The sequence below is a fragment of the Photorhabdus sp. RW14-46 genome (assembly GCF_963887965.1).
GTDB classification, from domain to species: Bacteria; Pseudomonadota; Gammaproteobacteria; order Enterobacterales; family Enterobacteriaceae; genus Photorhabdus; species Photorhabdus laumondii.
The window spans coordinates 25,851-51,494 of record NZ_CAWPHH010000029.1 but is presented as its reverse complement, the minus strand read 5'-3'; the positions used below and the strand labels follow the sequence as shown (position 1 = coordinate 51,494).

Annotated in this window: 24 protein-coding genes; 5 read left to right on the top strand and 19 right to left on the bottom strand. The window is 42.7% G+C overall.

The window, feature by feature from the left end; all coding sequences use genetic code 11:
• The first annotated feature begins 7 nt into the window (after positions 1–7).
• Positions 8–1,174, top strand: a complete 1,167-nt coding sequence (fadA, locus tag AACQ38_RS18795; protein ID WP_011148493.1) for an acetyl-CoA C-acyltransferase FadA — start codon at positions 8–10, stop codon at positions 1,172–1,174.
• 83 nt (positions 1,175–1,257) lie between these two features.
• Here the strand turns inward: fadA and fre are convergent, their stop codons facing one another.
• From fre to AACQ38_RS18780, 3 genes are all read right to left on the bottom strand, one after another.
• Positions 1,258–1,959, bottom strand: coding sequence for an NAD(P)H-flavin reductase (gene fre / locus AACQ38_RS18790; protein ID WP_011148494.1), 702 nt, complete (start codon positions 1,957–1,959; stop codon positions 1,258–1,260).
• 10 nt (positions 1,960–1,969) lie between these two features.
• A complete protein-coding gene (ubiD, locus tag AACQ38_RS18785) occupies positions 1,970–3,442 on the bottom strand; it encodes a 4-hydroxy-3-polyprenylbenzoate decarboxylase (protein ID WP_165578802.1) in 1,473 nt (490 codons plus the stop codon).
• Between the two features lie 208 nt (positions 3,443–3,650).
• Positions 3,651–3,785, bottom strand: a complete 135-nt coding sequence (locus AACQ38_RS18780; RefSeq protein WP_274383014.1) for a hypothetical protein — start codon at positions 3,783–3,785, stop codon at positions 3,651–3,653.
• A 408-nt stretch (positions 3,786–4,193) separates the two neighbouring features.
• Here AACQ38_RS18780 and rfaH point away from each other — a divergent pair, with 408 nt between their 5' ends.
• Entirely contained in the window at positions 4,194–4,682 is a 489-nt protein-coding gene (rfaH, locus tag AACQ38_RS18775) for a transcription/translation regulatory transformer protein RfaH (RefSeq protein WP_011148496.1), read from the top strand.
• A gap of 49 nt (positions 4,683–4,731) precedes the next feature.
• On the opposite strand, the gene hemB is transcribed toward rfaH, so the two are convergent.
• The 11 genes from hemB to udp form a co-directional block, all read right to left on the bottom strand.
• Positions 4,732–5,745: a porphobilinogen synthase gene (gene hemB / locus AACQ38_RS18770; protein WP_011148497.1), complete on the bottom strand. Its 1,014-nt coding sequence runs from the start codon at positions 5,743–5,745 to the stop codon at positions 4,732–4,734.
• Between the two features lie 109 nt (positions 5,746–5,854).
• Positions 5,855–6,637 (bottom strand): Sec-independent protein translocase subunit TatC, encoded by a 783-nt coding sequence (tatC, locus tag AACQ38_RS18765; RefSeq protein WP_011148498.1) that lies wholly within the window; start codon positions 6,635–6,637, stop codon positions 5,855–5,857.
• 21 nt (positions 6,638–6,658) lie between these two features.
• Positions 6,659–7,102, bottom strand: a complete 444-nt coding sequence (gene tatB / locus AACQ38_RS18760; protein WP_011148499.1) for a Sec-independent protein translocase protein TatB — start codon at positions 7,100–7,102, stop codon at positions 6,659–6,661.
• A 3-nt stretch (positions 7,103–7,105) separates the two neighbouring features.
• A complete protein-coding gene (gene tatA, locus AACQ38_RS18755) occupies positions 7,106–7,366 on the bottom strand; it encodes a Sec-independent protein translocase subunit TatA (RefSeq protein WP_011148500.1) in 261 nt (86 codons plus the stop codon).
• Between the two features lie 101 nt (positions 7,367–7,467).
• A complete protein-coding gene (gene ubiB, locus AACQ38_RS18750; protein ID WP_165578801.1) occupies positions 7,468–9,105 on the bottom strand; it encodes a ubiquinone biosynthesis regulatory protein kinase UbiB in 1,638 nt (545 codons plus the stop codon).
• On the bottom strand, positions 9,092–9,742 hold the full coding sequence (gene ubiJ, locus AACQ38_RS18745) for a ubiquinone biosynthesis protein UbiJ (protein ID WP_041380407.1): 651 nt from the start codon (positions 9,740–9,742) through the stop codon (positions 9,092–9,094). Before ubiJ ends, ubiB begins: the two co-directional genes overlap by 14 nt.
• A gap of 1 nt (position 9,743) precedes the next feature.
• Positions 9,744–10,499, bottom strand: coding sequence for a bifunctional demethylmenaquinone methyltransferase/2-methoxy-6-polyprenyl-1,4-benzoquinol methylase UbiE (ubiE, locus tag AACQ38_RS18740; protein ID WP_011148503.1), 756 nt, complete (start codon positions 10,497–10,499; stop codon positions 9,744–9,746).
• Positions 10,500–10,571: 72 nt separating this feature from the next.
• Complete coding sequence (gene rmuC / locus AACQ38_RS18735) at positions 10,572–11,903, bottom strand: DNA recombination protein RmuC (protein ID WP_242685626.1); 1,332 nt, start codon at positions 11,901–11,903, stop codon at positions 10,572–10,574.
• Between the two features lie 129 nt (positions 11,904–12,032).
• Positions 12,033–12,569, bottom strand: a complete 537-nt coding sequence (locus tag AACQ38_RS18730) for a DedA family protein (RefSeq protein WP_109791876.1) — start codon at positions 12,567–12,569, stop codon at positions 12,033–12,035.
• 192 nt (positions 12,570–12,761) lie between these two features.
• Positions 12,762–13,544: a tyrosine-protein phosphatase gene (locus AACQ38_RS18725; RefSeq protein ID WP_011148506.1), complete on the bottom strand. Its 783-nt coding sequence runs from the start codon at positions 13,542–13,544 to the stop codon at positions 12,762–12,764.
• Positions 13,545–13,638: 94 nt separating this feature from the next.
• A complete protein-coding gene (gene udp, locus AACQ38_RS18720) occupies positions 13,639–14,394 on the bottom strand; it encodes a uridine phosphorylase (RefSeq protein WP_165578799.1) in 756 nt (251 codons plus the stop codon).
• An 841-nt stretch (positions 14,395–15,235) separates the two neighbouring features.
• Here udp and pcp point away from each other — a divergent pair.
• Complete coding sequence (gene pcp, locus AACQ38_RS18715; RefSeq protein WP_165578806.1) at positions 15,236–15,892, top strand: pyroglutamyl-peptidase I; 657 nt, start codon at positions 15,236–15,238, stop codon at positions 15,890–15,892.
• A 244-nt stretch (positions 15,893–16,136) separates the two neighbouring features.
• Here the strand turns inward: pcp and AACQ38_RS18710 are convergent, their stop codons facing one another.
• Both AACQ38_RS18710 and metE read right to left on the bottom strand, forming a co-directional pair.
• Complete coding sequence (locus AACQ38_RS18710; RefSeq protein ID WP_058589767.1) at positions 16,137–16,970, bottom strand: dioxygenase family protein; 834 nt, start codon at positions 16,968–16,970, stop codon at positions 16,137–16,139.
• Between the two features lie 242 nt (positions 16,971–17,212).
• Complete coding sequence (gene metE / locus AACQ38_RS18705; protein WP_058589766.1) at positions 17,213–19,489, bottom strand: 5-methyltetrahydropteroyltriglutamate--homocysteine S-methyltransferase; 2,277 nt, start codon at positions 19,487–19,489, stop codon at positions 17,213–17,215.
• A 108-nt stretch (positions 19,490–19,597) separates the two neighbouring features.
• Here metE and metR point away from each other — a divergent pair, with 108 nt between their 5' ends.
• Both metR and AACQ38_RS18695 read left to right on the top strand, forming a co-directional pair.
• A complete protein-coding gene (gene metR / locus AACQ38_RS18700) occupies positions 19,598–20,533 on the top strand; it encodes an HTH-type transcriptional regulator MetR (RefSeq protein WP_011148511.1) in 936 nt (311 codons plus the stop codon).
• 14 nt (positions 20,534–20,547) lie between these two features.
• Positions 20,548–20,820 carry a hypothetical protein gene (locus AACQ38_RS18695; protein WP_165578798.1) on the top strand — a complete coding sequence of 91 codons (273 nt, stop codon included), beginning with the start codon at positions 20,548–20,550 and terminating at the stop codon, positions 20,818–20,820.
• Here the strand turns inward: AACQ38_RS18695 and AACQ38_RS18690 are convergent.
• The 3 genes from AACQ38_RS18690 to AACQ38_RS18680 all read right to left on the bottom strand — a co-directional run bounded on the left by AACQ38_RS18690 (position 20,760) and on the right by AACQ38_RS18680 (position 25,606).
• Positions 20,760–22,409, bottom strand: a complete 1,650-nt coding sequence (locus AACQ38_RS18690; RefSeq protein ID WP_165578797.1) for a Na+/H+ antiporter — start codon at positions 22,407–22,409, stop codon at positions 20,760–20,762. The genes AACQ38_RS18695 and AACQ38_RS18690 overlap by 61 nt on opposite strands.
• Positions 22,410–22,681: 272 nt before the next feature.
• Complete coding sequence (locus tag AACQ38_RS18685) at positions 22,682–24,028, bottom strand: NCS2 family permease (RefSeq protein ID WP_109791877.1); 1,347 nt, start codon at positions 24,026–24,028, stop codon at positions 22,682–22,684.
• 381 nt (positions 24,029–24,409) lie between these two features.
• Positions 24,410–25,606 carry an MFS transporter gene (locus AACQ38_RS18680; protein WP_165578796.1) on the bottom strand — a complete coding sequence of 399 codons (1,197 nt, stop codon included), beginning with the start codon at positions 25,604–25,606 and terminating at the stop codon, positions 24,410–24,412.
• Between the last annotated feature and the right edge of the window lie 38 nt (positions 25,607–25,644).

Here is a 25,644-nt window from a genome sequence, read left to right as displayed (position 1 = left end):
TGGAAACATGGAAAATGTAGTCATTATTGATGGCATCCGCACCCCAATGGGGCGCTCAAAAGGTGGTGCATTCCGTCAGGTCCGGGCTGAAGATCTCTCCGCTCACCTGATGAAAAAGCTATTTAAACGTAATCCGGCAATACAGCAACACGAAATCGATGATATCTATTGGGGCTGTGTCCAACAAACTCTAGAACAAGGTTTCAACATTGCCCGTAATGCAGCTTTACTGGCTGATATTCCTCACTCTGTACCAGCCGTGACGGTTAACCGGCTGTGCGGTTCATCAATGCAAGCGCTGCATGATGGCGCTCGTATGATCATGACCGGAGAAGCCAATGTCACACTGATTGGTGGTGTAGAGCACATGGGTCATGTTCCAATGACACATGGCGTGGATTTCCATCCTAAAATGAGTCTGAGTGTTGCCAAAGCCGCAGGAGTCATGGGCTTAACCGCTGAAATGTTGGCAAAGATTCACCATATCAGCCGTGAAATGCAAGATGAATTTGCGCTTCGTTCGCACCAACGTGCAACACAAGCAACGCAATCAGGTGCATTCGCCAATGAGATATCACCAATTTATGGTCACGATGCCGATGGCATATTGAAACGGTTTGATTACGATGAGGTAATCCGTTCAGATGCTAATCTGAAAGATCTAGCCGCCCTGCGCCCCGTATTCGATCCGGTAACAGGCTCAGTCACAGCAGGCAGCTCTTCTGCTTTATCCGATGGTGCGTCTGCAATGTTGATAACCAGTGAAAGTTATGCCAAGAATCTGGGGCTGAAACCTCGTGCCCGTATCCGTTCTATGGCAGCGGTTGGTTGCGATCCTTCCATTATGGGATATGGCCCGGTCCCTGCTACACAAATGGCGCTCAAAAAAGCAGGTTTAGTACTAGGTGATATTGGCGTGATTGAATTAAACGAAGCATTTGCCGCTCAATCACTTGCCTGCCTGAAGGGCCTAAATTTGTTGGACAGTATGGATGACAAAGTTAACCTGAATGGTGGTGCAATTGCTCTCGGTCACCCACTAGGCTGCTCAGGTGCTCGCATCACAACAACATTGTTGAACCTAATGGAACGCCGCGATGTTCAGTTTGGCCTGGCAACCATGTGTATCGGTTTAGGCCAAGGTATCGCCACCATTATAGAAAGAATGGATTAAGAACTTATCTGTAAGAATTATTATAACTGAGTCGTTGTTGCCGTAATTCCCGCCTGTCAGGGGCGGGTTTTTTTATTATTATTTTAAATGAATTCGAAAGCATCACCATACATGTTGTCAGTAGAAGCATCACGCTCACCACAAAAGCGCTCGCGAGCAATTTTTGCCATTTCAAATCGCCCCGCAATGTAGATATCATAATTGGCCAAACTACCAAAATCCTCTAGTACCGCTTTAAGCACTGTTCCTGTACGTCCACACCAACCATTCTCTGACTGTTCAACAACCGGAACAACCGTCAAATTAGGGTAGCGCTCTGTAAGTAACTGTAATTCAGCAAGATCATATAAATGTTGTGGTTCTCTGCCCCCCCAATACATAGAGATCTGGCGTTCAGGTTGTTCTTCCAACGCTGTCAGTAATATAGAACGGGTATAAGAAAACCCCGTACCGCCTGCAATTAATAACAGCGGATTAATGCTGCTTTGACGAAACCAGGCTTTACCATGAGGGATATCAATATCGATCACTTTCTGATCCAGAATTCTATCCATCACAGCCATTGCATATAAATTCAGTTCAGAAGCACCAATATGTAATTCAATAAACGCCTTTTCTGAAGGCGTTGATGCCATTGAAAATGGACGTTTATCTCTCTCACCCATTACCACCATCAGATACTGACCGGCGCGGAATGAGAACGGAGAATCGGGAAGTAACCGTACCCGATAAACCGTATCAGTAATAGCCTCTACAGAGGTTACTTTACAGCTCAGTGTTGTCATGCGTTCCCTCTTATGGTCCTAAAATATCTAATTCATCCCAGATTTTGTCGACGCGGGTACGCACTTCTTCACTCATCACAATAGGACGTCCCCATTCCCTCTGCGTCTCTCCCAGCCATTTGTTCGTTGCATCCATTCCCATTTTCGAACCCAATCCTGAAACGGGTGATGCAAAATCGAGATAATCTATCGGAGTATTCTCCATTAATACGGTATCTCTTACCGGGTCCATTCGCGTAGTGATTGCCCAAATGACATCGTTCCAGTCTCTGGCATTGATATCATCATCACAAACGATAACAAACTTCGTATACATAAATTGCCGTAGATATGACCAAACCCCCATCATGACCCGCTTGGCATGACCCGGATATTGTTTCTTCATCGTCACGACGGCAAGGCGATAGGAACAACCTTCAGGAGGCAGATAAAAATCGACAATTTCAGGAAACTGTTTTTGTAAAATCGGTACCAGCACCTCATTCAATGCAACCCCCAACACAGCAGGTTCATCCGGCGGGCGGCCAGTATAAGTCGAGTGATAAATAGCATCATGGCGCTGAGTAATATGTGTCACAGTGAACACCGGGAACATATCGATTTCATTATAATAGCCCGTATGGTCACCATATGGCCCTTCTGGAGCTAACTCGCTAGGCTCAATATACCCCTCCAATACGATCTCAGCACTTGCTGGTACCTCCAAGTTATTTGAAAGACATTTCACAACTTCTGTTTTATATCCTCTTAATAACCCGGCAAATGCATATTCCGATAATGTATCAGGAATTGGCGTCACAGCCCCCAATATTGTCGCTGGATCAGCCCCCAAGGCAACAGCCACTGGGAAACGTTCTCCTGGATGTGCCTGACACCATTCCTGAAAATCAAGCGCACCGCCACGATGAGATAGCCAGCGCATAATGAGCTTATTTTTACCTAATACTTGCTGGCGATAAATACCGAGATTCTGCCGCTCTTTATTCGGGCCACGAGTTACTGTCAGTCCCCAAGTAATCAATGGCGCAGCATCCTCTGGCCAACAGTGCATGATAGGAATACGGGTTAAATCTACATCGTCACCAACCGAAACATGTTCCTGACAAGGCGCAGTATTAAGCCGTTTAGTTGGCATATTAAGGACTTGCTTAAATTTCGGTAGCTTATCCAGTAAATCACGAAAACCTTTCGGAGGATCGGGTTCTTTCAAAAAAGCTAGCAGCTTACCTACATCATGCAAAGCTTTAACATCTTTCTGCCCCATCCCCATAGCAACACGTTCAGCAGTACCAAACAAATTACACAATACAGGCATCGAATAACCTTTGGGATTTTCAAACAACAAGGCAGGCCCACCAGCGCGAAGGGTACGATCTGCAATCTCAGTCATCTCCAAATAAGGATCAACTTCAAAACTGATGCGTTTCAACTCACCTTTATGCTCCAATAAGGTTAGAAAATCTCTTAAGTCACGGTATTTCATACTATTCATTTATGCCGGTTTTTAAGGGGGAAAACATTATAAGCCATCCCACTCAGCTTTTTTGTGTTTTTTTCAGAAGACTACAAAGTAAACCAATAAGTTACTAAAAAGCAATGGGGTTAATTCAACCTTGCGACCTTAAAGTCAAATACAACGAAATGGAAGCTAATGAGTTAATATTTGAGCATTAAATTACCCAGCAAGATGTTTAGTTGGAACATATTGCATTGGAACATATTGCATTGGAACATCTCGATACCTTTACTCTTACCACAGAAATAATGCTATACCCGTCATCTTTCAAGTTGCTTCTTTGTTGGCTGCACTCGCTCACCCCGGTCACATAGTTATCTATGCTCCCGGGGATTCTCTCCCTTGCCGCCGCGATGCATCTTGAAATCCATAGGGTATATCACTATCTCCTCTGGGTTCACTGCACAAGATGCAGCCAATTGATCACCACGGATTTCCCATATGCCTGCTCAATGACTATCAAATTTTGCAATTACTCAACAGAAATACTGATATTTTTCTTTTATTAATATTTTCTGCACAAATAACAGCCAAATTTATATTAATTATCTTATCTGTTACTTACCAAAATATTACCCATCGCTTTTTTACTGAAAAACATAAGACCCACTCATAACAATAAATATGCATCATTAAACAATTATCACTAAGATAATGCCTGTAATGCCCTTTTCTATTTTGCTATGCTTAATAGTCATTGGATTAAGGTTAAATAAAGATGGAAAACTGGTACCTCATTTACTGTAAACGTGGGCAAATTTCACGAGCAATAGAAAATCTTGAACGACAGGATGTTGCTTGCCTGACTCCTACCGCGAGAATTGAAAAAATAACCCGTGGTAAACGTACTGTGAATATAGAACCACTTTTTCCTCATTATCTGTTTGTTCAGTTTGACCCTGAAATTATTCATACTACCACTATCCATTCAACACGCGGTGTTAGCCATTTTGTCCGTTTTGGTGTACACCCTGCCATCGTACCGGAAACGCTGATTAAAGAGATCGTATCAGCCACTGAGCAAGAATATGTATCACCAGATACACCTGTGGCTGGTGATACCGTATTAATCACCGCAGGAATTTTTGAAGGATTGCAAGCTATCTACAATGAGCCAGATGGAGAAACCCGTTCTATTCTGTTACTTAATATTCTGAATAAACAATTACCTAAGGCACTTGATAATAAGCAGTTTGTAAAAATTTAACCAAACAAAAAACGGGCAGAATTTGCATTCGCCCGTTTTTAATCAAATATTAACGTTTCTGTTCATATAACTGTTGAGCAACCTGTTTCGCAAAATAGGTCAGTACACCATCGGCTCCTGCACGCTTGAAGCATAACAGAGACTCCACAATTACCTGTTCCTGTAACCAACCATTCTGAATAGCAGCCATGTGCATGGCATATTCGCCAGAGACTTGATAAGCAAAGGTTGGTACACCAAATGTATCTTTTACCCTGCGAATAACATCCAGGTAGGGCATACCTGGTTTTACCATTACAGTGTCAGCGCCTTCCTGCAAATCCTGTGCAATCTCCTGCAATGCTTCATCACTATTCGCAGGGTCCATCTGATAGGTTTTTTTATTGCCCCCTTTCAGATTACGATTTGAACCGATTGCATCACGGAATGGGCCGTAATACCCAGAAGCATACTTAGCGGAGTAAGCCATAATTTGAGTATTTACATGTCCTTCCGTTTCAAATAGTTCACGGATTGCACCAATACGCCCATCCATCATGTCGCTCGGTGCCACAATCTCAGCACCAGCTTCTGCATGTGACAATGCCTGTTTGACCAAGATCTCTTTGGTTATATCATTCATCACATAACCATCTTGATCGATGATCCCATCCTGACCATGTGTAGTGAATGGATCTAATGCCACATCAGTCAGCAATCCTAGCTCAGGAATGGCATCTTTCAACGCACGAACCGTACGCTGAACCAACCCATCAGGGTTATAAGCTTCTTCCGCATCCAGAGATTTTTTATCTGCTTCAATAACGGGGAACAGAGACAATACAGGAATCCCCAGCCGGGCAATCTCTTCAGCTTCTTTCAGCAACAGATCCATCGTCAGACGATACACTCCTGGCATAGAGGGCACTTCTTGACGACGATTAATGCCCTCCATCACAAATACAGGATAGATTAAATCATTAACAGTTAATTGGTTTTCAGCAACCAGACGGCGGGAAAAATCATGGCAGCGCAACCGGCGCATACGTCGACCAGGGAAAGTTCCTGGAAATGCATAGCTCATATAGCTCTCCTAACGCAAACCCAGCGCACTCGCGCTGGGTTAATTAATATGCTATCGCTTCGTGCTAATTATCTTAGCACTACAGAACAGCATGTTAAGATTACTATTATCACTTTTCCGTATTCACTTCTGGCGCTTCCTGCTCATCTTCCTCTGAACGATCCCCCAATTTCCGCTGCCCGGTATAAAAACGGGAGAGCAAAATCCCCAGTTCAAACAGCAAATACATAGGAATCGCCAGCAAGGTTTGCGAGAAAACATCCGGCGGCGTTAACAACATGCCAACAACAAAGGCCCCGACCAAAATATACGGACGCTTTTTCTTCAAAGATTCGGGTGTAACTACCCCACTCCAACATAATAAAATAATGGCAACGGGTACTTCAAAAGAGACACCAAAGGCCATAAACAGTGCCATGACAAAGCTTAAGTAGTTACTGATATCCGTTGCAATCAGCACTCCTTCAGGTGCCGTTTTAGCAAAGAATCCAAAAGCTATCGGAAATACAACAAAATAAGCAAACGCCATCCCCAAATAAAATAGCAGGCTACTGGAAACAAGCAGAGGGATCATCAAGCGGCGTTCATGCTTATATAACGCAGGTGCAATAAATGCCCACACTTGATAGAGAACCATAGGTGCAGATACGAATATTGACACCATAATGGTCAGTTTTATTGGCGTAAAAAAGGGGGAAGCAACATCTGTCGCTATCATACTGGCACCTTGAGGCAACTGCTTAATCAAAGGTGCAGAAATCATCTGATAGATGTCGTTAGAAAAATAAACCAACGCTAAAAAAACCACTAATACAGTAAGTAAACTGTTTAGAATTCGCTTACGCAGTTCAATAAGGTGACTGATAAGTGGTTGAGTATCATCAACAGCCATGTTTTAGTGTTCACCATTAACTTAATCGGAAGTTTTTTTCTTCGTTGCAGAAGCCGCTTGATCATCCACTAGAGCAGAAGGTCCAGATGAAGCCACAACCTGAGACGCTGCCGGCTTTTGTGCCACCTCATTTATTTCTGATGCTTTCATGCTCCCTGCATCAGGTTCATTTTGGTATGCTTTTTTCAAAGACTCAGCAGCTTCTTTTAGTTCATCCATCGAAGCTTTTAGTTCCGGGGATAAATTCTGCAACCCCGCTTCTTCTTGAACTTTTTTCAGGCTTTCCTGGAGCTCCTGCAATTTCAGCTCTTGGACCAACTCATTTTGGACGTTAGCAGCTAAAGAGCGCAGTGCCCTGATCCAACCAGCAACCGTTTTTACAGCCACCGGTAGCCGCTCTGGCCCCAAAACCACCAAGCCAATGACCATAACCAGCAGCAACTCACCAAAACCAATGTCAAACACGGTTTATACCTGCTCTTTGTTTTTGCTCTCAGATGTTTCAGATTGAGCTACAGATTGTTTTTCAGTAATGTTTTTAGTCTCAAAATCGGCATCACTACTGGTTTTTTGAGCCTGTTGAGGCTGATTATCATCCCCTATCGCCTTTTTAAAACCTTTAATAGATGCCCCAAGATCAGAACCTAAAGTACGGAGTTTATTCGTGCCGAACAACAGCACCACAATGACCGCAATGATGAGTAACTGCCAAATGCTTATACCGCCCATTCTGATTTACCTCTATTTAACAGGAATTATTTTTTTAGGGTATATATACACGACGAACTATAACCGACCTTCAAAGAAAATGTACCCTAAGACAAATTTTACTAAATTTTACGCAGCCGACACCAGCCAAACAACCATGAAACGGTACCCGCGCCTATAAACAACCAGGGAATATTTGCTAAGCCAGATAGCAAAAACAAGCTGCCACAGAGAAACAATGTCGCACCAACACCAAGTAAATACTGTGACTGCCGCTGTTTTATCTGTTGCCCTCTCAAATGACCTGATAACTTCTCAATACTCACCTGCAAATGTTTATGCTGCTGAAGACTGTCATACACTAATTCAGGTAGCTCTGGCAACTTTTCTGCCCAATAAGGCACCTTTTCTTTCAACGCCCGGATAACAGCGGGCAATCCAACCTGGCTATGCAACCACTCCTCCAGAAACGGTTTTGCTGTTTTCCACAAATCAAGCTGTGGATAAAGTTGCCGTCCTAAGCCTTCTACATACAAAAGTGTCTTTTGTAGAAGAACTAACTGAGGCTGCACTGCCATATTAAAACGGCGTGCAGTATTAAATAGATTCAGAAGTACATGACCAAATGAAATTTCAGCAAGTGGTTTCTCAAATATTGGCTCACAAACCGTACGGATTGCAAATTCAAAATCTTCAACATTGGTATCACTAGGCACCCAGCCTGAATCCACATGAAGCTCAGCAACTTTCCGGTAATCACGATTAAAGAAAGCAATAAAATTCTCAGCCAGATAACGTTTATCATCTTTATTAAGAGAACCAACAATACCGTAATCAATACCAATATAAAACGGATCTTCAGGATGTTCATAGCTGACAAAAATATTTCCCGGATGCATATCCGCATGGAAGAAGCTATCGCGAAAAACCTGTGTAAAAAAGACCTGCACGCCCCGTTCAGCCAGCAATCTCATATTGGTATTCTGCGCTTCCAATGCTTCAATATCAGAAACAGGGATACCATAAACCCGCTCCATTACTAGAACATTTTCACGGCAATAATCAGAATAAATTTCCGGTACATAAAGCGTTGAGCTATTTTCGAAATTACGGCGTAGTTGAATTGCATTAGCCGCTTCACGCAGCAAATTCAGTTCATCAATTAATGTCTTTTCGTATTCCCGCACGACTTCACGAGGACGTAAACGGCGTCCATCGGGTAATAACATTGGTACCCAATTAGCCAGACGGTACATTAACCGGATATCCGCTTTGATAATCGGCAAAATATCAGGGCGGATGACTTTGATAACAATTTCCTGTCCATTCTCTTTTAACCGAGCAGTATGGACCTGAGCAATTGAAGCAGAGGCCAGAGCAATAGGTTCAAAATCATCAAACCAAGTTTCCAATGCCCCTCCTAAAGCGGTTTCAATATATTGACGCGCCAGAGCACCATCAAAAGAGGCAACTCGGTCTTGCAACAATGCCAGTTGATCCGCTATTGCTGGAGGAAACAGATCACGCCGCGTTGAAAGCATCTGTCCAAATTTAATCCAAACAGGCCCTAATTCCTGTAAGGCAAGCCGTAGTCTCTCCCCAAGTGATTTATCTTTATGTCTATTTGGGATCCAGAACAATAAATAACGACCAAAACGAAGAGGCCAGGTTAAGCGAATCCGAGGAATTAGCTCATCTAATCCGTAAGAAAGAAAAACCCGTATGATCAAATAAAGACGCCTTAATTCACCTGGAGTCATATTTTCCCTCTAATACTGCCAATCGTTGTTCTATTTGCTCGATATCTTTGGCCAACATGCTAACTTCTTCACTGAAATAAGCCACTTCAAGCTGATTTGGGGCCAGTTTCCATTCTTCCGTTAACGCTTCCGCCAGATAATTTTTCTGGCATTCCATTGAACTGGAAACACACTGAAATCCTTTTTTAAGGACTTGACTAATACTTTCGGCAGCGATATCCCCGAAATAAGGAGAAAGATAATGGGCCAAATCCCACTCAACCATATCTAACAAAGCAGACCATTGCTGAACAACCTGCATATCCCCTTCAATAACCATTTCACCGCTATTGAGCAATTTGGAAATTTGTTGGCGATCCCGTAATTTAAGCAAAGCAGAAAAGTGAGTTTTAACCGTACAATCGGCAGATCCGCTCCATTGGCTTAATACGTCCACCTGTTTTTCACTGAATACCAACGTGAGTGGTGTATTCATTTCTTTTAATTCGATCGACAAAACTTTGTCCACCAGCCGCATACGGGCTGGCCTTAACACAGGTTCACGGTACAACAGGTAATTCAACGATGTTTCCATCACTGCGGTTAAAACCGGCGTAAGTGTGGAATTAATAACTGTACTCAGTGATGGTCTTTCCATCTCAAAATTTAAAACCTCTGTGTAGTGCAACAATGCCGCCAGTCATATTGGTATAAGTCACCTGTTCAAAGCCAGCCTCTTCCATCATCGTTTTAAGCGTATCCTGATCAGGATGCATACGGATGGATTCCGCCAAATAACGATAACTGCCAGCATCCTGCACAAAAACCTGACCAATTTTTGGCAGCACATGGAAAGAATAAGCATCATACGCTTTGCTTAATGGCGCGAACAAAGGTTTAGAAAATTCAAGTACCAATAAACGCCCACCCGGCTTCAACACCCGAAACATAGAACGCAGGGCTTTTTCTTTTTCAGTAACATTACGCAAACCAAAAGAGATAGTGATGCAATTAAAATAGTTATCAGGGAAAGGCAACGCTTCCGCATTAGCCTGCACATAGCTAACATTACCAACAATACCAACATCACGTAATTTCTCACGCCCAACCTTCAGCATAGATTCATTGATATCAGCAAGAACAACTTCGCCTTTTTCACCAACTATACGAGAAAATTTGGCGGTCAAATCTCCGGTACCACCAGCTAAATCAAGTATCCTCTGACCTCGGCGCACCCCACTGGCATCAATAGCCACACGTTTCCATATACGATGGATACCAAACGACATTAAATCATTCATTAAATCGTATTTCGCTGCAACAGAATGAAACACTTCGGCCACCATGCCTGCTTTTTCATCCTTTGCTACAGTACGGAAACCAAAATGTGTGGTTTGTTTCGTTTGGTCTACCATGTTATTTGCCCATTTTTTATTCAAAGCATTATAAAAGTGTATCAGCCTTTCAGATAAAACCCTATCCTAGTATTAATCATTAGCACAGAATGGTTGGCTGGCCTTATCAACCAATTCGGGATCAATCGGACGTTTCACCTCAACACCTAAATTACGAAAACTCTCTGCCTGACTTATCAGGTTGCCACGCCCCTCAGTCAGCTTTTTCATTGCCAGTCGATAACTAAGTTGAGCTTTATCCAGACCTTGCCCCAAACCTTGCATGTCATCGACAAACAAGCGCATTTTATCGTACATGCGAGCAGCTTTATCGGCGATTAAGCGCGTATTTTGACTTTGATACTCATAGCGCCACAAGTTATTAATAGTACGCACAGCAACCAACAATGTTGATGGACTAACTAGCATAATATTGTGTTTAAGTGCTTCATCAAGCAGCTCAGGTGCCTTGTTCAGCGCAACCAGATAAGCGGGTTCAACCGGAATAAACATCAATACATAGTCCAACGATTTCAGCCCAGGCAACTGTTGGTAATCTTTGCGGCTCAAACCACGAATATGGCCTTTAATTGAATCGATATGTTCTTGAAGGGCTAACTCCTGCTGATGCCGATCGCCACTGTTAAAATAACGCTCATAAGCGACCAGCGACATTTTGGCATCAATGACCACATCCTTCCCTTGTGGCAAATGAACAATAACATCGGGTTGGAAACGGCGGTTACCCTCTACCTTGATACTTACCTGAGTACAAAACTCATGCCCTTCTCGTAAACCAGAGGCTTCCAGAATACGGGATAATACAACTTCTCCCCAATCTCCCTGAATTTTATTATTACCTTTAAGGGCATTTGTCAGATTAATCGCTTCCTGCGCCATCTGGGCATTCAGTTGCTGTAAGTTACGGATTTCATGTGCAAGAGTATGACGTTCACGGGCTTCCTGACCAAAACTCTCCTGTACCTGCCGATGAAGACCATCAAGCTGTTCACGAAATGGCGCTAAAAGCGTATTGAGACTCTGCTGATTTTGTTCACCAGTACGGCGACCCGTTTGTTCAAAAATACGATTAGCCAAATTCTCAAATTGCGTATTCAAACGTAGTTCACTGTTGATCAGCAACCGCTGTTTCTCTTCAGCCGCAAGGCGACTCTCTTCCAAGCGTGTCGTCACTTCACGCAGTTCGGATTCTTGTACGCTATTGACTTCTCTCTGAGCCCGCAACTCTTGGTTTAACTGTTCGCATTCAACCCGCCAATAAGCGGATTGTTCAATTTTCTCATTAGCAACGGCAAGCTGGCTGTCCAATTTCCGTAATTCCAGCTCTTGCTGTTGAATACGTTGATGAACGGAGAACCAAACGAGAATACCACCGCCCAATAGGCCACCAAGAGCACCTATCAACGCATATAACAACTGGATACCCACCGGTATTTCCTCTATCTCATGCTTTGACCAGATAAACTAAATTGCTACTGTATAGATGTCCAGAATGATTTATACAGATGGCTCAGTCTGCGAAGCCGCTCCCAATTAGCTCACCCATTTCACTAACCATTGCAAACCAAACGCGCCTGGAGCTAATACGCCAAAAGACCAGATAAGTGCGGAACAGATATTCGCTATCTGAAAATAACGCAATGGCATAGTACAAATACCCGCGACTAATGGCACAATTGCACGGAATGGCCCAAAGAATCGACCAAAGAAAATACTCCAAATACCCCAACGCTCAAAGAAATGGTGCACTCGTGTCAGTAGTTGTGGTTTACGGGAAATCGGCCAAATTTTACCAACATCACCTTTAAAATAAGCACCTACAATATAAGATACCCAATCGCCCAAAAAAGCCCCTGCTGCGGCCGCCAACCAAATCGGCCAGAAATTAAGACCACTTTCACCTATTAATGCCCCCAATCCAAGCAATATGATTGTTGCCGGTAATAACAAGGAGAAAAAAGCCAGAGATTCACCAAAAGCAAGCAAGAAAACAATCGGCATGATCCAGGTATCATGAGCTTTAACAAAAGCGATTACCAGATCAACTATTTCATGAAGACTCAAATTCATATTCCTATATTGATCAATATCCCCTATGGATTTCAAGATGCATCGCGACGGCAAGGGCGCGAATCCTCGGGAGCATAGTTAACTATGTCACCGGGGGTGAGCGAGTGCAGCCAACAAAGAGGCAACTGAAAGATAACGGGTATACACATTCAATTTAACCACCGCTGTATTAACCAGAATTAAACCAACTTTTTATTCAAGGAAATAATCTTGTAATTTCTTACGAGCAGTAAAATCAAGACCAAGATCTTTCTCCAGCCATATATCTACACTGCCATAATGCTGGTTAATACTGTTTAATGCCGTCATTAAAAACTCTTCTCTCACGGAATAAACATAAGCGAATTTATCAACCACATCGTCACTCATAGTTTTCGCATGCTCATTTAACAAATATTCACGATAAGGAGCCAGAGTGCAATTAGTCACTAAATAATCTTCCATTACCGTATCCAAATCAGCCCCCAATGCAAATAATACCAGCGCAGAACCTACACCGGTTCTGTCTTTACCTACCGCACAATGCTGGACTATCCCACCTTTTTCCGGTTGTTGCAGTAAGTTAACTAATGTCTTATAGGCTGAATTTTTTAGCGGCAATAATTCATAAAGACGAAACATAAATGCCTGAGGATTAAATTGCTCCAACATCTCTGACGCCAATTTTTCCAGATTTGCATTCACTTCATCAGATAAGGGATTGGCCGGAGCATGATGATAATTAGCACCATTCCATACCAAATCGGGTTTATCCTCTATTTCACTGGTATCACGATAATCTATAATTTGAAAGAGATTTTTATTTGCCAGGAAAGATTGGTCTTTTTCTGTTAAGCGATCCAGAGAACCAGAACGGAAAAGTAAACCTGATTTGATTTTTCCACCACTCGCGACTTTTTTACCGCCTAAATCACGAAAATTAATCCCTCCATTGAGAGGAAGCACTGATGGATGCAATAAAGATGTTGTGATCATGATGACTCTTAATCAATTGTGAGGTGTTAAGACATTAACAGATTTCTATTTAAAATAAGAGTGAGCCGGAATACTCCGGCCCAAAAAGTATGATTTACAGCAAACGGCGAGCAGCTTCTACGACAATCCCCAATGCATTACTTTCTGTTTTCTCAAGTAATTTAACATTAGGAATCTCCTGCTGAGTACGGTTAACAATAACACCGGCAACCATACCCGCACGTAGACCTTGGCTTGCACACATCGTTAATAAAGTTGCCGATTCCATTTCATAATTCATGACCCCCATTGCCTGCCATTCAGCCATTGAGCCCTTGAAACGGCTCACAACACGGCCAGAATAGGTATCGTAACGCTCCTGACCGGGATAAAAAGTATCGGAAGAGGCCGTTACCCCCACATGTACTGTTGCACCTAAATCTTTTGCTGCTTCGTACAGAGCCGTCGTACACTCAAAATCGGCAACCGCCGGGAATTCCATCGGAGCAAAATGCAGGCTGGCACCATCCAAACGAACAGCCGCGGTAGTCACCAACACATCACCAACATTGATATTTTCCTGAATTGCGCCTGTTGTGCCGATACGTAAAAAAGTACGTACCCCCAATTGCGCTAATTCTTCAACCGCGATAGAGGTTGACGGGCCACCAATACCCGTAGAGCATACAATGACTGCTGTACCATCAATTTCTGCCCGCCATGACGTAAATTCACGTAAAGAAGCGAGATGAACTGGGTTATCCATCAATCTTGCGATTTTTTCCACACGTTTCGGATCACCCGGAACAATAGCTAAAGTTGCGCCTTGCAGATCGTTTTTGGTCAGACCTAAGTGAAATACATCAGACATATCAGACTCCTCAGCAAGAAGAATTTATAATGAAATTAGTTGAGATCTACTGTATTAGGCATTTATACCCGTTATCCTTCAAGTTGCCTCTTTGTTGGCTGCACTCTCTCACCCCGGTCACATCGTTATCTATGCTCCCGGGGATTCGCTCCCTTGCCGTCGCGAAGCATCTTGAAATCCATAGGGTATAGACATCTTTTAGTGATAAATGTCACTTCAAAGTAATATAAAAAAGAAAAACATACATTATTTTGAGACATAAATCACAAAATAACCATGAAACAGGTAAAAAAACAGGGCGTTTTCTTCCGTCCATAAACTAACTTGAATGAGTTCATATTATGGAAAAACAATCCATTGTTTAGCTATATTTATGTTTCATAACGTATCGAGAAAAATATATCACAGATTATCTCATCGAAATATTTTCTCCTTGAGAGTTAATAGAGGTTAATATCCATCCCATCACAAAGAAAAAATTATCATTTCATAACCCGGTCATAAAACAAAATATTTCCAATAAACTATCAACTTAATCAAATATAAATCACCGTCGTTATTAAAATACTCTCATAACATTTATAAATCAACAACGCAATAAACTGGACTATTTTTAAAATAACTTTTTCTTATGATGAACATATTAAAAAATTAACTGTATTTTACTTCTATAGCTAATAAATAATTTTTCTTGCTTATTTACCAACATATTACAATTATATTTTCAACAAAAATAAAACAATTACCAAATATAAATATCACAGTTGTCTTTTTATAGGATGCATATTGTTTAGATATTAGACTCTTTCCACCATATAAGGGCACTATTACTATGACTACTATGACGACACAAAAAACAGTTTTAATTACAGGTTTCGAACCTTTCGGTAAAGAAACGATTAATCCATCCTGGGAAGCTGCTAAGCAATTACAGGGGCGAGAATTATGCGGGGCCCGCGTTGAAGCGCGTCAGCTTCCATGTGTGTTCGACGTCTCTCTGGCTTGTCTGTATGCTGCTATTGATGATGTACAACCTGATCTGGTCATTGCCGTGGGACAGGCAGGCGGCAGACCAAATATTACTGTGGAACGCGTGGCAATTAATATCAATGATGCTAGCATCCCTGATAATCAAGGTAATCAGCCTATCAATACCCCCGTCGTCGCAACAGGCCCTGCCGCCTACTTCGCCACGTTACCGATCAATGCTATAGTCAAGGGTTTGCGTGATGCAGGAGTGCCAGCCTCCATTTCACAAACCGCAGGCACTTTCGTCTGTAACCACGTCATGTATGGCCTGTTGCATCATTTGGCATGCATCTATCCTGAAATACGCGGTGGAGTTCTCCATATCCCTTATCTGCCTGAGCAAGCAGCTCGGTATTCAGGAACGCCAAGTATGGCCCTAGAAACAGTTATAACAGCGCTGGAAATTGCTATCGATAAAGCATTAAAAAACAGTGAAGATATCGCCAATAATGGAGACACAGCTCATTAATTTGACATTCTGCTTGCGGGACTGAAAGCTTTCCTCTGAGAAAATGACAGGCACAGACAGTATGCTCTACTGATAGTATCAATCAAACAGTAAAGATAATTCTCTCTATGCCTGCATAATATCCGTATATAAATATCAAATGTCTGATACTTTATTAAATTATTAATCAGCACATTATTTACATAGGTTATTTTATAATTTCAACTGTTATTACATTGAAATTTAGTTTATTCAACAAAACTGCTTATACCGTATGGGAATATAAGTCATCTTTAGTTATGAAATTAGATATATTTTCCAAGTCTATTGATAGAACTATTTCACCTAGTATCCCACGGTTAATATCATATTCATCTATTTTTGTTACTTTTATTTCTGAAAGATGACCATTCATATTTTTAAAATATTCATCCTCATTATTTTTAGTTCTGATTACCCTCCGCTTTGAATACAGATCATATTTATAAACCTCTGTATTGATTCCTTCTGGAAAATACATTTGACCAACAAAAGCAAAGTGCTCTTTGTCATCCACATTTGTGCTTAATTTTCTGATTGCAATATGAATATGAGTCGCTCTACCCGCATAAAACCCAGGATAAATAGTCGTAAAATTAACTATCCCATTTTTATCCGATGGTTGAGCTCCTCTTAGAAAATTTTTATCATCAGTTCTATTGATAGAAGCTACTCCAGCAACGTTAGGGACTACATCGGGGCTAATATAACTCCAACCAGAATATTTCCCCCGACTATTACAATGCCAAATATCAACAAATAAATTATCAACGGGTTTACATGTTTTTTCATCTATGACAGTAATCTTCAATAAAAAAGGTATTCCTAATTCTGAATCAGTAATATCCCTTCTTACAATTTTGTCATTTCGGAAATATGGCCCTGATATCTGCTCTGGCGCAAGCGTACATACGCCTATTCCATGTTGTGGGGATAACTTTTCTTCCGCACGAGCTAAATTCATCGGAGCAAGTGCAGCTGTCGCCGTAATAACAGCACTACTTTTTAAAAAATTTCTTCGAGAGCTACTTTTCTTACCTTGCAACTTATTAACATCCATATAATCCTCTCTTTAATTATTAAGTTTCTATTACAATGCTTCCATCTTGTTACTACCCGGGTTATTTTGTTAATAAAATGTATTTTTTCAAATACCAATATGGCATATATAAGTTACTAAAAGTTTGGTAATAGAAAAGATCCCAGCCAAACCGCACCGTTACATGCTATTGCAAAAAGAAAGATTATTTTATGAAAAATGCCCATCACCAGTTAAAGATGACAGGCAAATTATTGGATGAGTTATTTCACTGATTCACGGAGGCGTTTCGCCGCTTGTACCATGTTTGCCAGTGACTGGCGAGTTTCAGTCCAACCACGGGTTTTCAGACCACAATCCGGGTTAACCCACAAACGTTCGACCGGAATACGATCAGCCGCTTTACGTAACAGTGCTTCAATCCATTCAACACTCGGTACGTTAGGTGAATGAATGTCATAAACACCCGGCCCAATCTCATTCGGATAAGAGAAGTTTTCAAATGAATCCAGCAGCTCCATATCTGAACGGGAAGTTTCAATGGTAATCACGTCCGCATCTAATGCTGCAATGGAAGGCATGATGTCATTGAACTCGCAATAACACATATGAGTGTGAATCTGTGTGTCATCTTTGGCAATTGCAGCATTCAATTTAAATGCTTCTACCGCCCAATCAAGATAGGATTGCCACTCTTCCCGGCGCAGTGGTAAACCTTCCCGCAATGCTGGCTCATCAATCTGGATGATACCAATACCCGCTTCTTGCAAATCGTCCACTTCATCACGCAATGCCAATGCAATCTGTTTAGCAATCGTCTCACGGCTGACATCTTCCCTTGGGAATGACCAACAGAGAATTGTCACCGGCCCAGTTAACATCCCTTTGACAGGTTTCTCCGTCAACGATTGAGCATATTTAGCCCATTCTACCGTGATAGCTTCAGGACGGCTGACGTCACCAATAATCACTGGTGGCTTAACGCAACGGGAACCATAGCTCTGAACCCAACCATTCTGCGTAAAGACAAAACCGTCGAGGTGTTCACCGAAGTACTCCACCATGTCGTTACGTTCAGCTTCGCCATGAACCAATACATCTAATCCTAAACGTTCTTGTTCGTTAATTGCCTGCTTAATATGTTCACAGATATTGGTACGATAACTGGCGCCATCTACCCGACCTTTTTTGAAATCCAAACGCAAGCCACGAATTTCCGTCGTTTGCGGGAATGATCCAATGGTTGTTGTCGGCCACAATGGCAAGTTATAGCGCTGACGCTGTATTTCCGCCCGCTGTAGGTATGGCTGATTACGCTCACTGTCCTGTGGATTAATTGCCGCAAGGCGCTCAGTAACAGCCTGATTATTCACCCGTTTAGATTCACGACGAGCACGGATTGGCGCACTGTAAGCATCCAATTCTGCTTGTTTACTGCCATCTGGCTGATTCAATGCCGCAGTCAGCAAAGCTAACTCCTCACATTTCTGCAATGCGAACGCAAACCAGCTTTTCACCTCTGCATCAAGCGCAGTCTCATCACTCAGATCAATAGGGCTATGCAGAAGAGAACAGGAAGAACCGATCCACAGTGTGCGGCTACCTACCAATGGCTTAATTAGCTGATGCTTAGCGGTTAAATCAGCACGCCATACATTACGACCATTAATCACACCAAGGGAAAGCACCCACTCTTTCGGCAATGATTCATGCAGTTGCGCGATATCATCCTGACCAGCAACCAGATCCACATGTAGCCCTTGTACCGGCAAGGATTTAATCGTTTCTAGATTGTGACCAATGCTATCGAAATAGGTAGTCAGCAATAATTTAACCTGTCCTTGAAGTGCCTGATAAGCAATCGGATAAGCTGCCAACCACTCTGCTGGCAGTTCCAGTACCAGCGCAGGTTCATCAATCTGAACCCATTCGATACCACGTTTAGCTAACTCAGCTAATACTTGCTGATAAACAGGAAGAATATCTTGCAATAAAGAGAGGCGATCAAATACCTGACCTTTCACTTTACCCAACCACAGATAAGTTATCGGCCCCAGTAAAACGGGTTTCACTTGATGGCCCAGAGATAAGGCTTCATCCACTTCTTCTAGTAACTGAGTCCAACTCAGCTTAAATTCCTGCCCTTGCTGAAATTCCGGCACGATATAATGGTAGTTAGTATTAAACCATTTAGTCATTTCGGCAGCAGCAGCAGGTTCACCCGTTGGCGCACGACCGCGAGCAATACGGAACAGTGTATCTAGATCAATCGTGCCATCTGGATTCTGGTGACGCGGTGGCACATTACCGAGTAGTAAACTGGTGGTTAGAACATGATCATACCAAGCGAAATCACCAACCGGCACTAAATCAACACCAGCCTGCTTTTGTTGTTCCCAGTGACGGGCACGTAACTCACGGCCAGTTTCCAATAATTCTTGCTGAGAAATTTTCCCTGCCCAATAATTTTCCTGAGCCTTTTTGAGTTCTCTTTTCAAACCGATACGTGGAAAGCCAAGTGTGTGATTAATAGTCGTCATTTCATTATCCCGTCATTTTTAGCCGTCTAGATGTTTACACATCCATAATCAACAGGTAAGGTATAAACCACAAGCGCAATTTATTCATTATCATCCTGAAGGTTTCTCATGATCGAAATAAAACATCTAAAAACATTACAATCATTGAGTCATTGTGGTTCATTAGCGGCAGCAGCCAATCATCTGCATCAAACACAATCCGCGTTGTCTCATCAGTTCAGCGATCTTGAACATCGCCTTGGCTTCCGGTTGTTCATTCGTAAAAGTCAACCGCTTCGTTTCACGCCACAGGGTGAAGTTTTATTACGACTAGCAGAACAAGTGCTCCCTCTGGTTCAAAATGCACTGCGCGAATGTAAAGAGCCGGGCCAAACAAATCTGCGTATCGCTATTGAATGTCATAGTTGTATTCAATGGCTGACACCTGCACTCAAGCATTTCCGAGAAACCTGGCCACAAGTCAATGTGGATTTCAAATCCGGCGTCACTTTTGATCCACAACCTGCATTACTGCAACGAGAATTGGATGTCGTTTTGACATCAGATATTCTCCCTGAGAGTCATTTACACTACACACCGCTATTTGATTATGAGGTCAAACTGGTTGTTGCTCCGGATCATCCTCTGGCCAATAAACTGCACATACAGCCAAAAGATTTAATTGATGAGACATTGATGATCTATCCCGTTCAACGTCAGAGATTCGATATCTGGCGACGTTTCTTGCAGCCGGCGGGGGTTGTCCCTACATTGAAAAATGTGGATAACACCCTGTTACTGATCCAAATGGTCGCTGCCCGCATGGGAATCGCGGCCCTGCCACATTGGGTTGTTGAGACATTTGAAAGGCAAGAGTTAGTGGTCACTAAGACACTGGGAGAAGGTTTATGGAGCAGGCTGTACGCTGCCGTCCGTCAAGGCGAACAGCACCAGCCTGAGACTGACGCATTTATCCATTCCGCACGTCAACACGCGATGGATAATCTGCCATTCGTAAAAGGAATTTCAAAAATAAGCGTCGATGACCTCATAACAACACAGTAACCAAACGCCTTTCAATGGTAAATTTATCAGCCATTCCACCGGAACCAACATATTATTCATCATTGCCAAGAGGTTCCGGTATCTACGGCGGGAAAGCCAATACCACCAGCCAGATACGAGTAAACACTATAGAATCAGCTATCAACCTGACAGGTGAAACATCCACCGATCAGGCTGAACAAGGCGACTCACAAGATGATCGTGATAACCAACAAATTACAGGATATCAATGCTCTTTCTGTACCAGTAGCGCTTCCAGTAAATCCAAATCATGCAGCAAGGTTTGAAGTGTCTCATTACTAATTTTTCTAGTTGCACGCAGATGATACAACTCACCACGCTCTGCCCTTAATGCCGTCAGACGAAAACGACGTTCCAAATCTTCCACTAGCAGATTATGTTCTATCTCATCCTGCCCCACAGTACGGCGACGCAAATAGCCAATGACCCTGGAAGCAACCTCAGTAATCACCTCAGCATCCAACTGCTCTTCGGGGCTAGCAGAAAGACGCTCTTCCATCTTATTCATACTGACAATCGCTACTTCCGCCATAGCGGCCCGCGCCATTCGTACCTCACTGATATCTGCCTCCTTATCGCAAGTTTGCATTCCCCGTAACAGGAATGGCAAAGAGAGGACACCAATTAACAACGAGAACAGGATGACCCCTGCGGCAATAAAGATAAGCTGATAACGAGCCGGGAATGGCGTACCATCCGCCAAAAACAGAGGAACAGACAGTGCACCAGCAAGAGTGATTGCACCACGAACTCCGGCAAAAGATGCCAGCCACAATTCACGGGTGGTATAAGTCGCAAAATTCAGTGGATTTTTTCTCATAAAAACTTTGCTGATATTCTTCATCAGCCATAACCAGCAGAAACGCAGTAATAAAAGGGCGCCATAAATCACTGCCACCGCGGCGAACAGCATCCAGGTTTCAACGGTTGGATCAATTTCTGCCTGTATAACGGAAGTTTGCCAGATCCCCGGCAATTGCAGGCCCAACATGATAAACACCAGGCCGTTAAACACGAACGCCAGCATTGACCAGACACTATCAGCACGCAAACGCATTGCCAACGGAGCATTACGGATGACCCCAGATTTACTGATCGTCATACCTGCGGCAACCGAGGCAAGGATACCGGAAACGCCAATATGTTCTGCAATCAGATAAGAAGCAAACGGCAACAGCAACATGAAAACAATTTGGGTTGCCGGATCGCCACCGCTCCAACGATTCATTAAGCGCAGGGATTTACTGTACAACCAGGTTACTGCAATACCGGATAACAAACCGCCAATAGCAACTTTGAAGAATTCTATGGTCATGCCAGTAACAGAAAATGCCATCGTTCCCATTGCTATCGCGACAGCGAACTTTAAGGCTACCAGGCCGGAAGCATCGTTCATTAACGCTTCCCCTTCCATCACATTCATCATGCGCTTAGGCATACGCCTTTTTCCAACAATGGATGATAAAGCCACCGCATCTGTTGGCGATAACACAGCAGCAAGGGCAAAAGCAGCAATTAACGGAATACCTGGCATCAGCCAGTAAATCAGATAACCAATACCGACAACAGTAACCAGCACCAATACCAGCATCAGTATAAAAATTTCCCGTCCATACTGGAAAAACTCTCTGGTTGGCATTTTCCAGCCATCAACGAATAACAAAGGAGGAATTAGCAGAACGAGAAATAACTCAGGATTAAAAGTAACATGTAAGCCAAAGTGTGGCCAAGCTAGCAATGCTCCCATTGCAATCTGCATTAACGGCAGAGGTATGCGGAACGGAATCACTTTAGTCAGAACACCAGAAACTGAAACCACCAAAATCAAGATCAGAATAGTAAAGAATATTTCCATGTTGCCCTTACAATTTGCCTAAGAACCGTTGGTATACAGATTGAAACTCTTTTTCTTCCCGTTAACACAAAAACAGTGAGAACAAATCTTAATACTAAAGTAACTGAATCAATCGAAAAAGGTAGATACACACGGAGCCGTATCCGAAAGAATTGCAGGAATATTGTAAACTAACCAGATAAATAGAGGGGAAATAATTGAGAATTTAAAAGTAATCGCAAGAAATGACAAAATGCGCAAGGGTGAACAGACCTTACGCACTTTTTAATCAATCAAATAGCCCAATCACCAGCATAAAATGCTACTAAAGCGATCGTAATTACTACTGTACCGATATTCAATTTGCGCCATTCACCGGAACAGATACGACCAACAACTAGGGAACTGAAACCCAACATAATACCGGTTACAATATTGCAGGTCAGCACAATAAAGACCGCACACAGCATACCGGACATCGCCCCAACAAAATCATCGAAATCCAGCTTTCTAACATTACTCAGCATCAGCAGACCAACATACATCAGCGCTGGCGCAGTAGCATAGGCTGGTACAAGATAGGAAAGTGGAGAAAAGAACAAAATTAACAAGAACAGAATACCGACAACTGTTGCGGTTAAACCTGTTTTGCCACCTGCGGCGGTACCCGCAGCTGATTCGATATATACCGCAGCCGGAGAAGCACCGATAGCACCGGCAAAAATACTACTGACAGAATCGGCAGTCAGCGCTTTACCGCCGTTAATAATCTGTCCACCTTTATCCAACAGGTTCCCTTGCCCTGCTACCGCACGGATGGTACCGGTCGCATCAAACACCGCAGTCATGACTAACGCCAACACGCTGGGTAACACAATTGGCTGCAAAGCCCCCATAATATCCATACTAAAAATCAAGGACAGGCCATCATCTCCCAGACTTGGTATCTTAAAGAACCCTTGATATTTCACCGCCGGATCAAAAATCAGCCCAATAACTGAAATCACCACGATCACCAACAGCACCCCACCGGGAACTTTCAATTTTTCCAAGCCAAAAATAACAGCCAACCCAAGCAGAGTCATCATAACCGGAAAAGAGGTGAACGAACCCAAAGCAACAGGCAAACCTTCCAGCGGGTTCTTAATGACCAGACCAACACCATTTGACGCAATCAGTAACAAAAACAGCCCAATACCAATCCCTGCACCATGCGCAATGCCCATTGGTATATTGCGTAAAATCCAAGAACGAATACCGGTAACAGAAATCACCGTAAACAAGCATCCCATCAAAAATACCGCACCGAGTGCAACCGGAATAGTAATTTGCTGTCCTAAAACCAAACTAAAAGCGGTAAATGCAGTCAACGAAATTGCACAACCAATTGCCATTGGCAAGTTAACCCACAGCCCCATTAACAAAGAACCAAAACCGGCAACCAAACAAGTCGCAATAAAGACAGCAGTATGGGGAAACCCCGCCTGCCCTAACATTCCCGGTACAACGATGACTGAATAAACCATCGCCAAGAAAGTTGTGATCCCTGCCAGAATTTCACGGCGTACCGTTGTGCCACGTTCAGTCAATTTAAAATACTTGTCCAGTTTGCATTTAACTGGTGCCTGAGTGCCAAACATGTCGTTCCCCTGCATTATGTTCATGGTACTTCTTCCACTTCCTCATCAAACGAAAACGATCACCTTGCTTAATAACACAACAATTTAATGAACATTGCACCAATCGGTTCAACAAATCATAAAAGCAATCGTTTGGCTTTTAGAATAGAAAACAGTGAGAGAATTTGAGGCGAAAGATTATCCAGTGATCATAGTGTCTAAATCAATAGCTAACAGTATTATTTCGCCAAGCATTAGCAGAATAATTTCCAGAGATTAAACTTTTCGCAATAATTAATCGCAATGTTTCAATCTTAAGATTCGACTCACCAGCCCTTTGAAAAAACATAAAATTTACTCATTGCTGACTGCCATTCACAGCCAGCGTTTACACCTGTACAACTATCGACTGAACACTTCACTTTTATCACTTTTATTACTTTGTGGATTAAACCGATCCATTGTTGAAATCAGAAATAGCGCTGCAATGACGACAAGTAGAATAGGTAAACCTGATGGCGTCACTGAACTCGCTATACCGGCAAGCAGTGGCCCAAACAAACTCCCAATACCCCACAACATAGCCGCCGCGGCATTAGCCACTATCAGATCATTTCCTGAAAAATACTGACCAATTTGGACTAATGCAATGGTGTAGATAGCCCCGGCAGTTGCCCCTAAAACAATCAACAAAGGCCAGATAAGATACTGATATGTCATAACAAACGGTAATAATGCACTTGCTCCGAGCGTTGCTACACCACAAATCTGGTATAGGCGCATACGATTCATATGATCCGCCAACCAACCAAACGGGAGCTGCATCACTGCATCACCAGCAAGAACGACACTTATCATCAATGCAGCTACCGCTTCGGTATACCCACAACTCATCCCGTAGATGGGAAACATAGAAAGAATAGTCCCGTCGAAAAAGGAAAAAAATAGCACACCACCACAGATCGCCGGTGCAATCTTCACAAATTGAACAATAGAGAAATTGGATTTCTTACCGTATTGCGGTAACTCATCGCCTTTCTTCTGATCTACCATGACAAAGAGCACCAGTGAAAAGATATGAATCAGAGTACAAATCAGTATCGGCGTTTTATCTGCGATACCATAAAAAGCAATAATAGAAGGGCCAAGCAACTGACTAATAGTAAAAACCGTCGTATAAACAGCCAGTACCCTGCCTCGTTTATTCTCTTCAGAGAGTTCATTAATCCAGGTTTCACCTAGACAGATCATTAACCCGCTAGCAGCACCAGTAACTAGCCGCAGAGGAAAAAGCAACTCCATCGGCAACGAGCCCAAAAGTGGGAGCAAACTGCCAGCAGAAACCCCTGTTGCAATCATCATGACGTGTTTCTTACCTACCAGAGCTACAATTTTCTGGACGACCGGAGCACTCAAAAGAACCCCCAATGCCGGAGCCGCAGAAATTAAACCAATGTACAACTCATCAATACCTTGGCTATTCAAGCGTAACGCTATCATTGGGATAGTCAAACCAATGACAATGCCAATAACAGCGACACTTGAGGTAATAGTAAAAATGGCAAAAAAATTATTATTTCTATAATCACGACTGTTCATTTTATTTATATCTATCCAGCAAAAATAGAGAGAATAAA

Excerpts from the sequence above, each read along its gene's own strand:
- AACQ38_RS18685 (WP_109791877.1), bottom strand. The coding sequence starts at position 24,028 with ATGTTTGGCACTCAGGCACCAGTTAAATGCAAACTGGACAAGTATTTT.
- AACQ38_RS18680 (WP_165578796.1), bottom strand. The coding sequence starts at position 25,606 with ATGAACAGTCGTGATTATAGAAATAATAATTTTTTTGCCATTTTTACT.
- ubiB (WP_165578801.1), bottom strand. The coding sequence starts at position 9,105 with ATGACTCCAGGTGAATTAAGGCGTCTTTATTTGATCATACGGGTTTTT.
- ubiD (WP_165578802.1), bottom strand. The coding sequence starts at position 3,442 with ATGAAATACCGTGACTTAAGAGATTTTCTAACCTTATTGGAGCATAAA.
- fadA (WP_011148493.1), top strand. The coding sequence starts at position 8 with ATGGAAAATGTAGTCATTATTGATGGCATCCGCACCCCAATGGGGCGC.
- tatC (WP_011148498.1), bottom strand. The coding sequence starts at position 6,637 with ATGGCTGTTGATGATACTCAACCACTTATCAGTCACCTTATTGAACTG.
- metR (WP_011148511.1), top strand. The coding sequence starts at position 19,598 with ATGATCGAAATAAAACATCTAAAAACATTACAATCATTGAGTCATTGT.
- hemB (WP_011148497.1), bottom strand. The coding sequence starts at position 5,745 with ATGAGCTATGCATTTCCAGGAACTTTCCCTGGTCGACGTATGCGCCGG.
- AACQ38_RS18690 (WP_165578797.1), bottom strand. The coding sequence starts at position 22,409 with ATGGAAATATTCTTTACTATTCTGATCTTGATTTTGGTGGTTTCAGTT.
- AACQ38_RS18710 (WP_058589767.1), bottom strand. The coding sequence starts at position 16,970 with ATGGATGTTAATAAGTTGCAAGGTAAGAAAAGTAGCTCTCGAAGAAAT.
- tatA (WP_011148500.1), bottom strand. The coding sequence starts at position 7,366 with ATGGGCGGTATAAGCATTTGGCAGTTACTCATCATTGCGGTCATTGTG.
- udp (WP_165578799.1), bottom strand. The coding sequence starts at position 14,394 with ATGTCTGATGTATTTCACTTAGGTCTGACCAAAAACGATCTGCAAGGC.
- ubiE (WP_011148503.1), bottom strand. The coding sequence starts at position 10,499 with ATGGTAGACCAAACGAAACAAACCACACATTTTGGTTTCCGTACTGTA.
- metE (WP_058589766.1), bottom strand. The coding sequence starts at position 19,489 with ATGACGACTATTAATCACACACTTGGCTTTCCACGTATCGGTTTGAAA.
- pcp (WP_165578806.1), top strand. The coding sequence starts at position 15,236 with ATGACGACACAAAAAACAGTTTTAATTACAGGTTTCGAACCTTTCGGT.
- AACQ38_RS18695 (WP_165578798.1), top strand. The coding sequence starts at position 20,548 with ATGGTAAATTTATCAGCCATTCCACCGGAACCAACATATTATTCATCA.
- rfaH (WP_011148496.1), top strand. The coding sequence starts at position 4,194 with ATGGAAAACTGGTACCTCATTTACTGTAAACGTGGGCAAATTTCACGA.
- ubiJ (WP_041380407.1), bottom strand. The coding sequence starts at position 9,742 with ATGGAAAGACCATCACTGAGTACAGTTATTAATTCCACACTTACGCCG.
- AACQ38_RS18725 (WP_011148506.1), bottom strand. The coding sequence starts at position 13,544 with ATGATCACAACATCTTTATTGCATCCATCAGTGCTTCCTCTCAATGGA.
- fre (WP_011148494.1), bottom strand. The coding sequence starts at position 1,959 with ATGACAACACTGAGCTGTAAAGTAACCTCTGTAGAGGCTATTACTGAT.
- AACQ38_RS18730 (WP_109791876.1), bottom strand. The coding sequence starts at position 12,569 with ATGAATTTGAGTCTTCATGAAATAGTTGATCTGGTAATCGCTTTTGTT.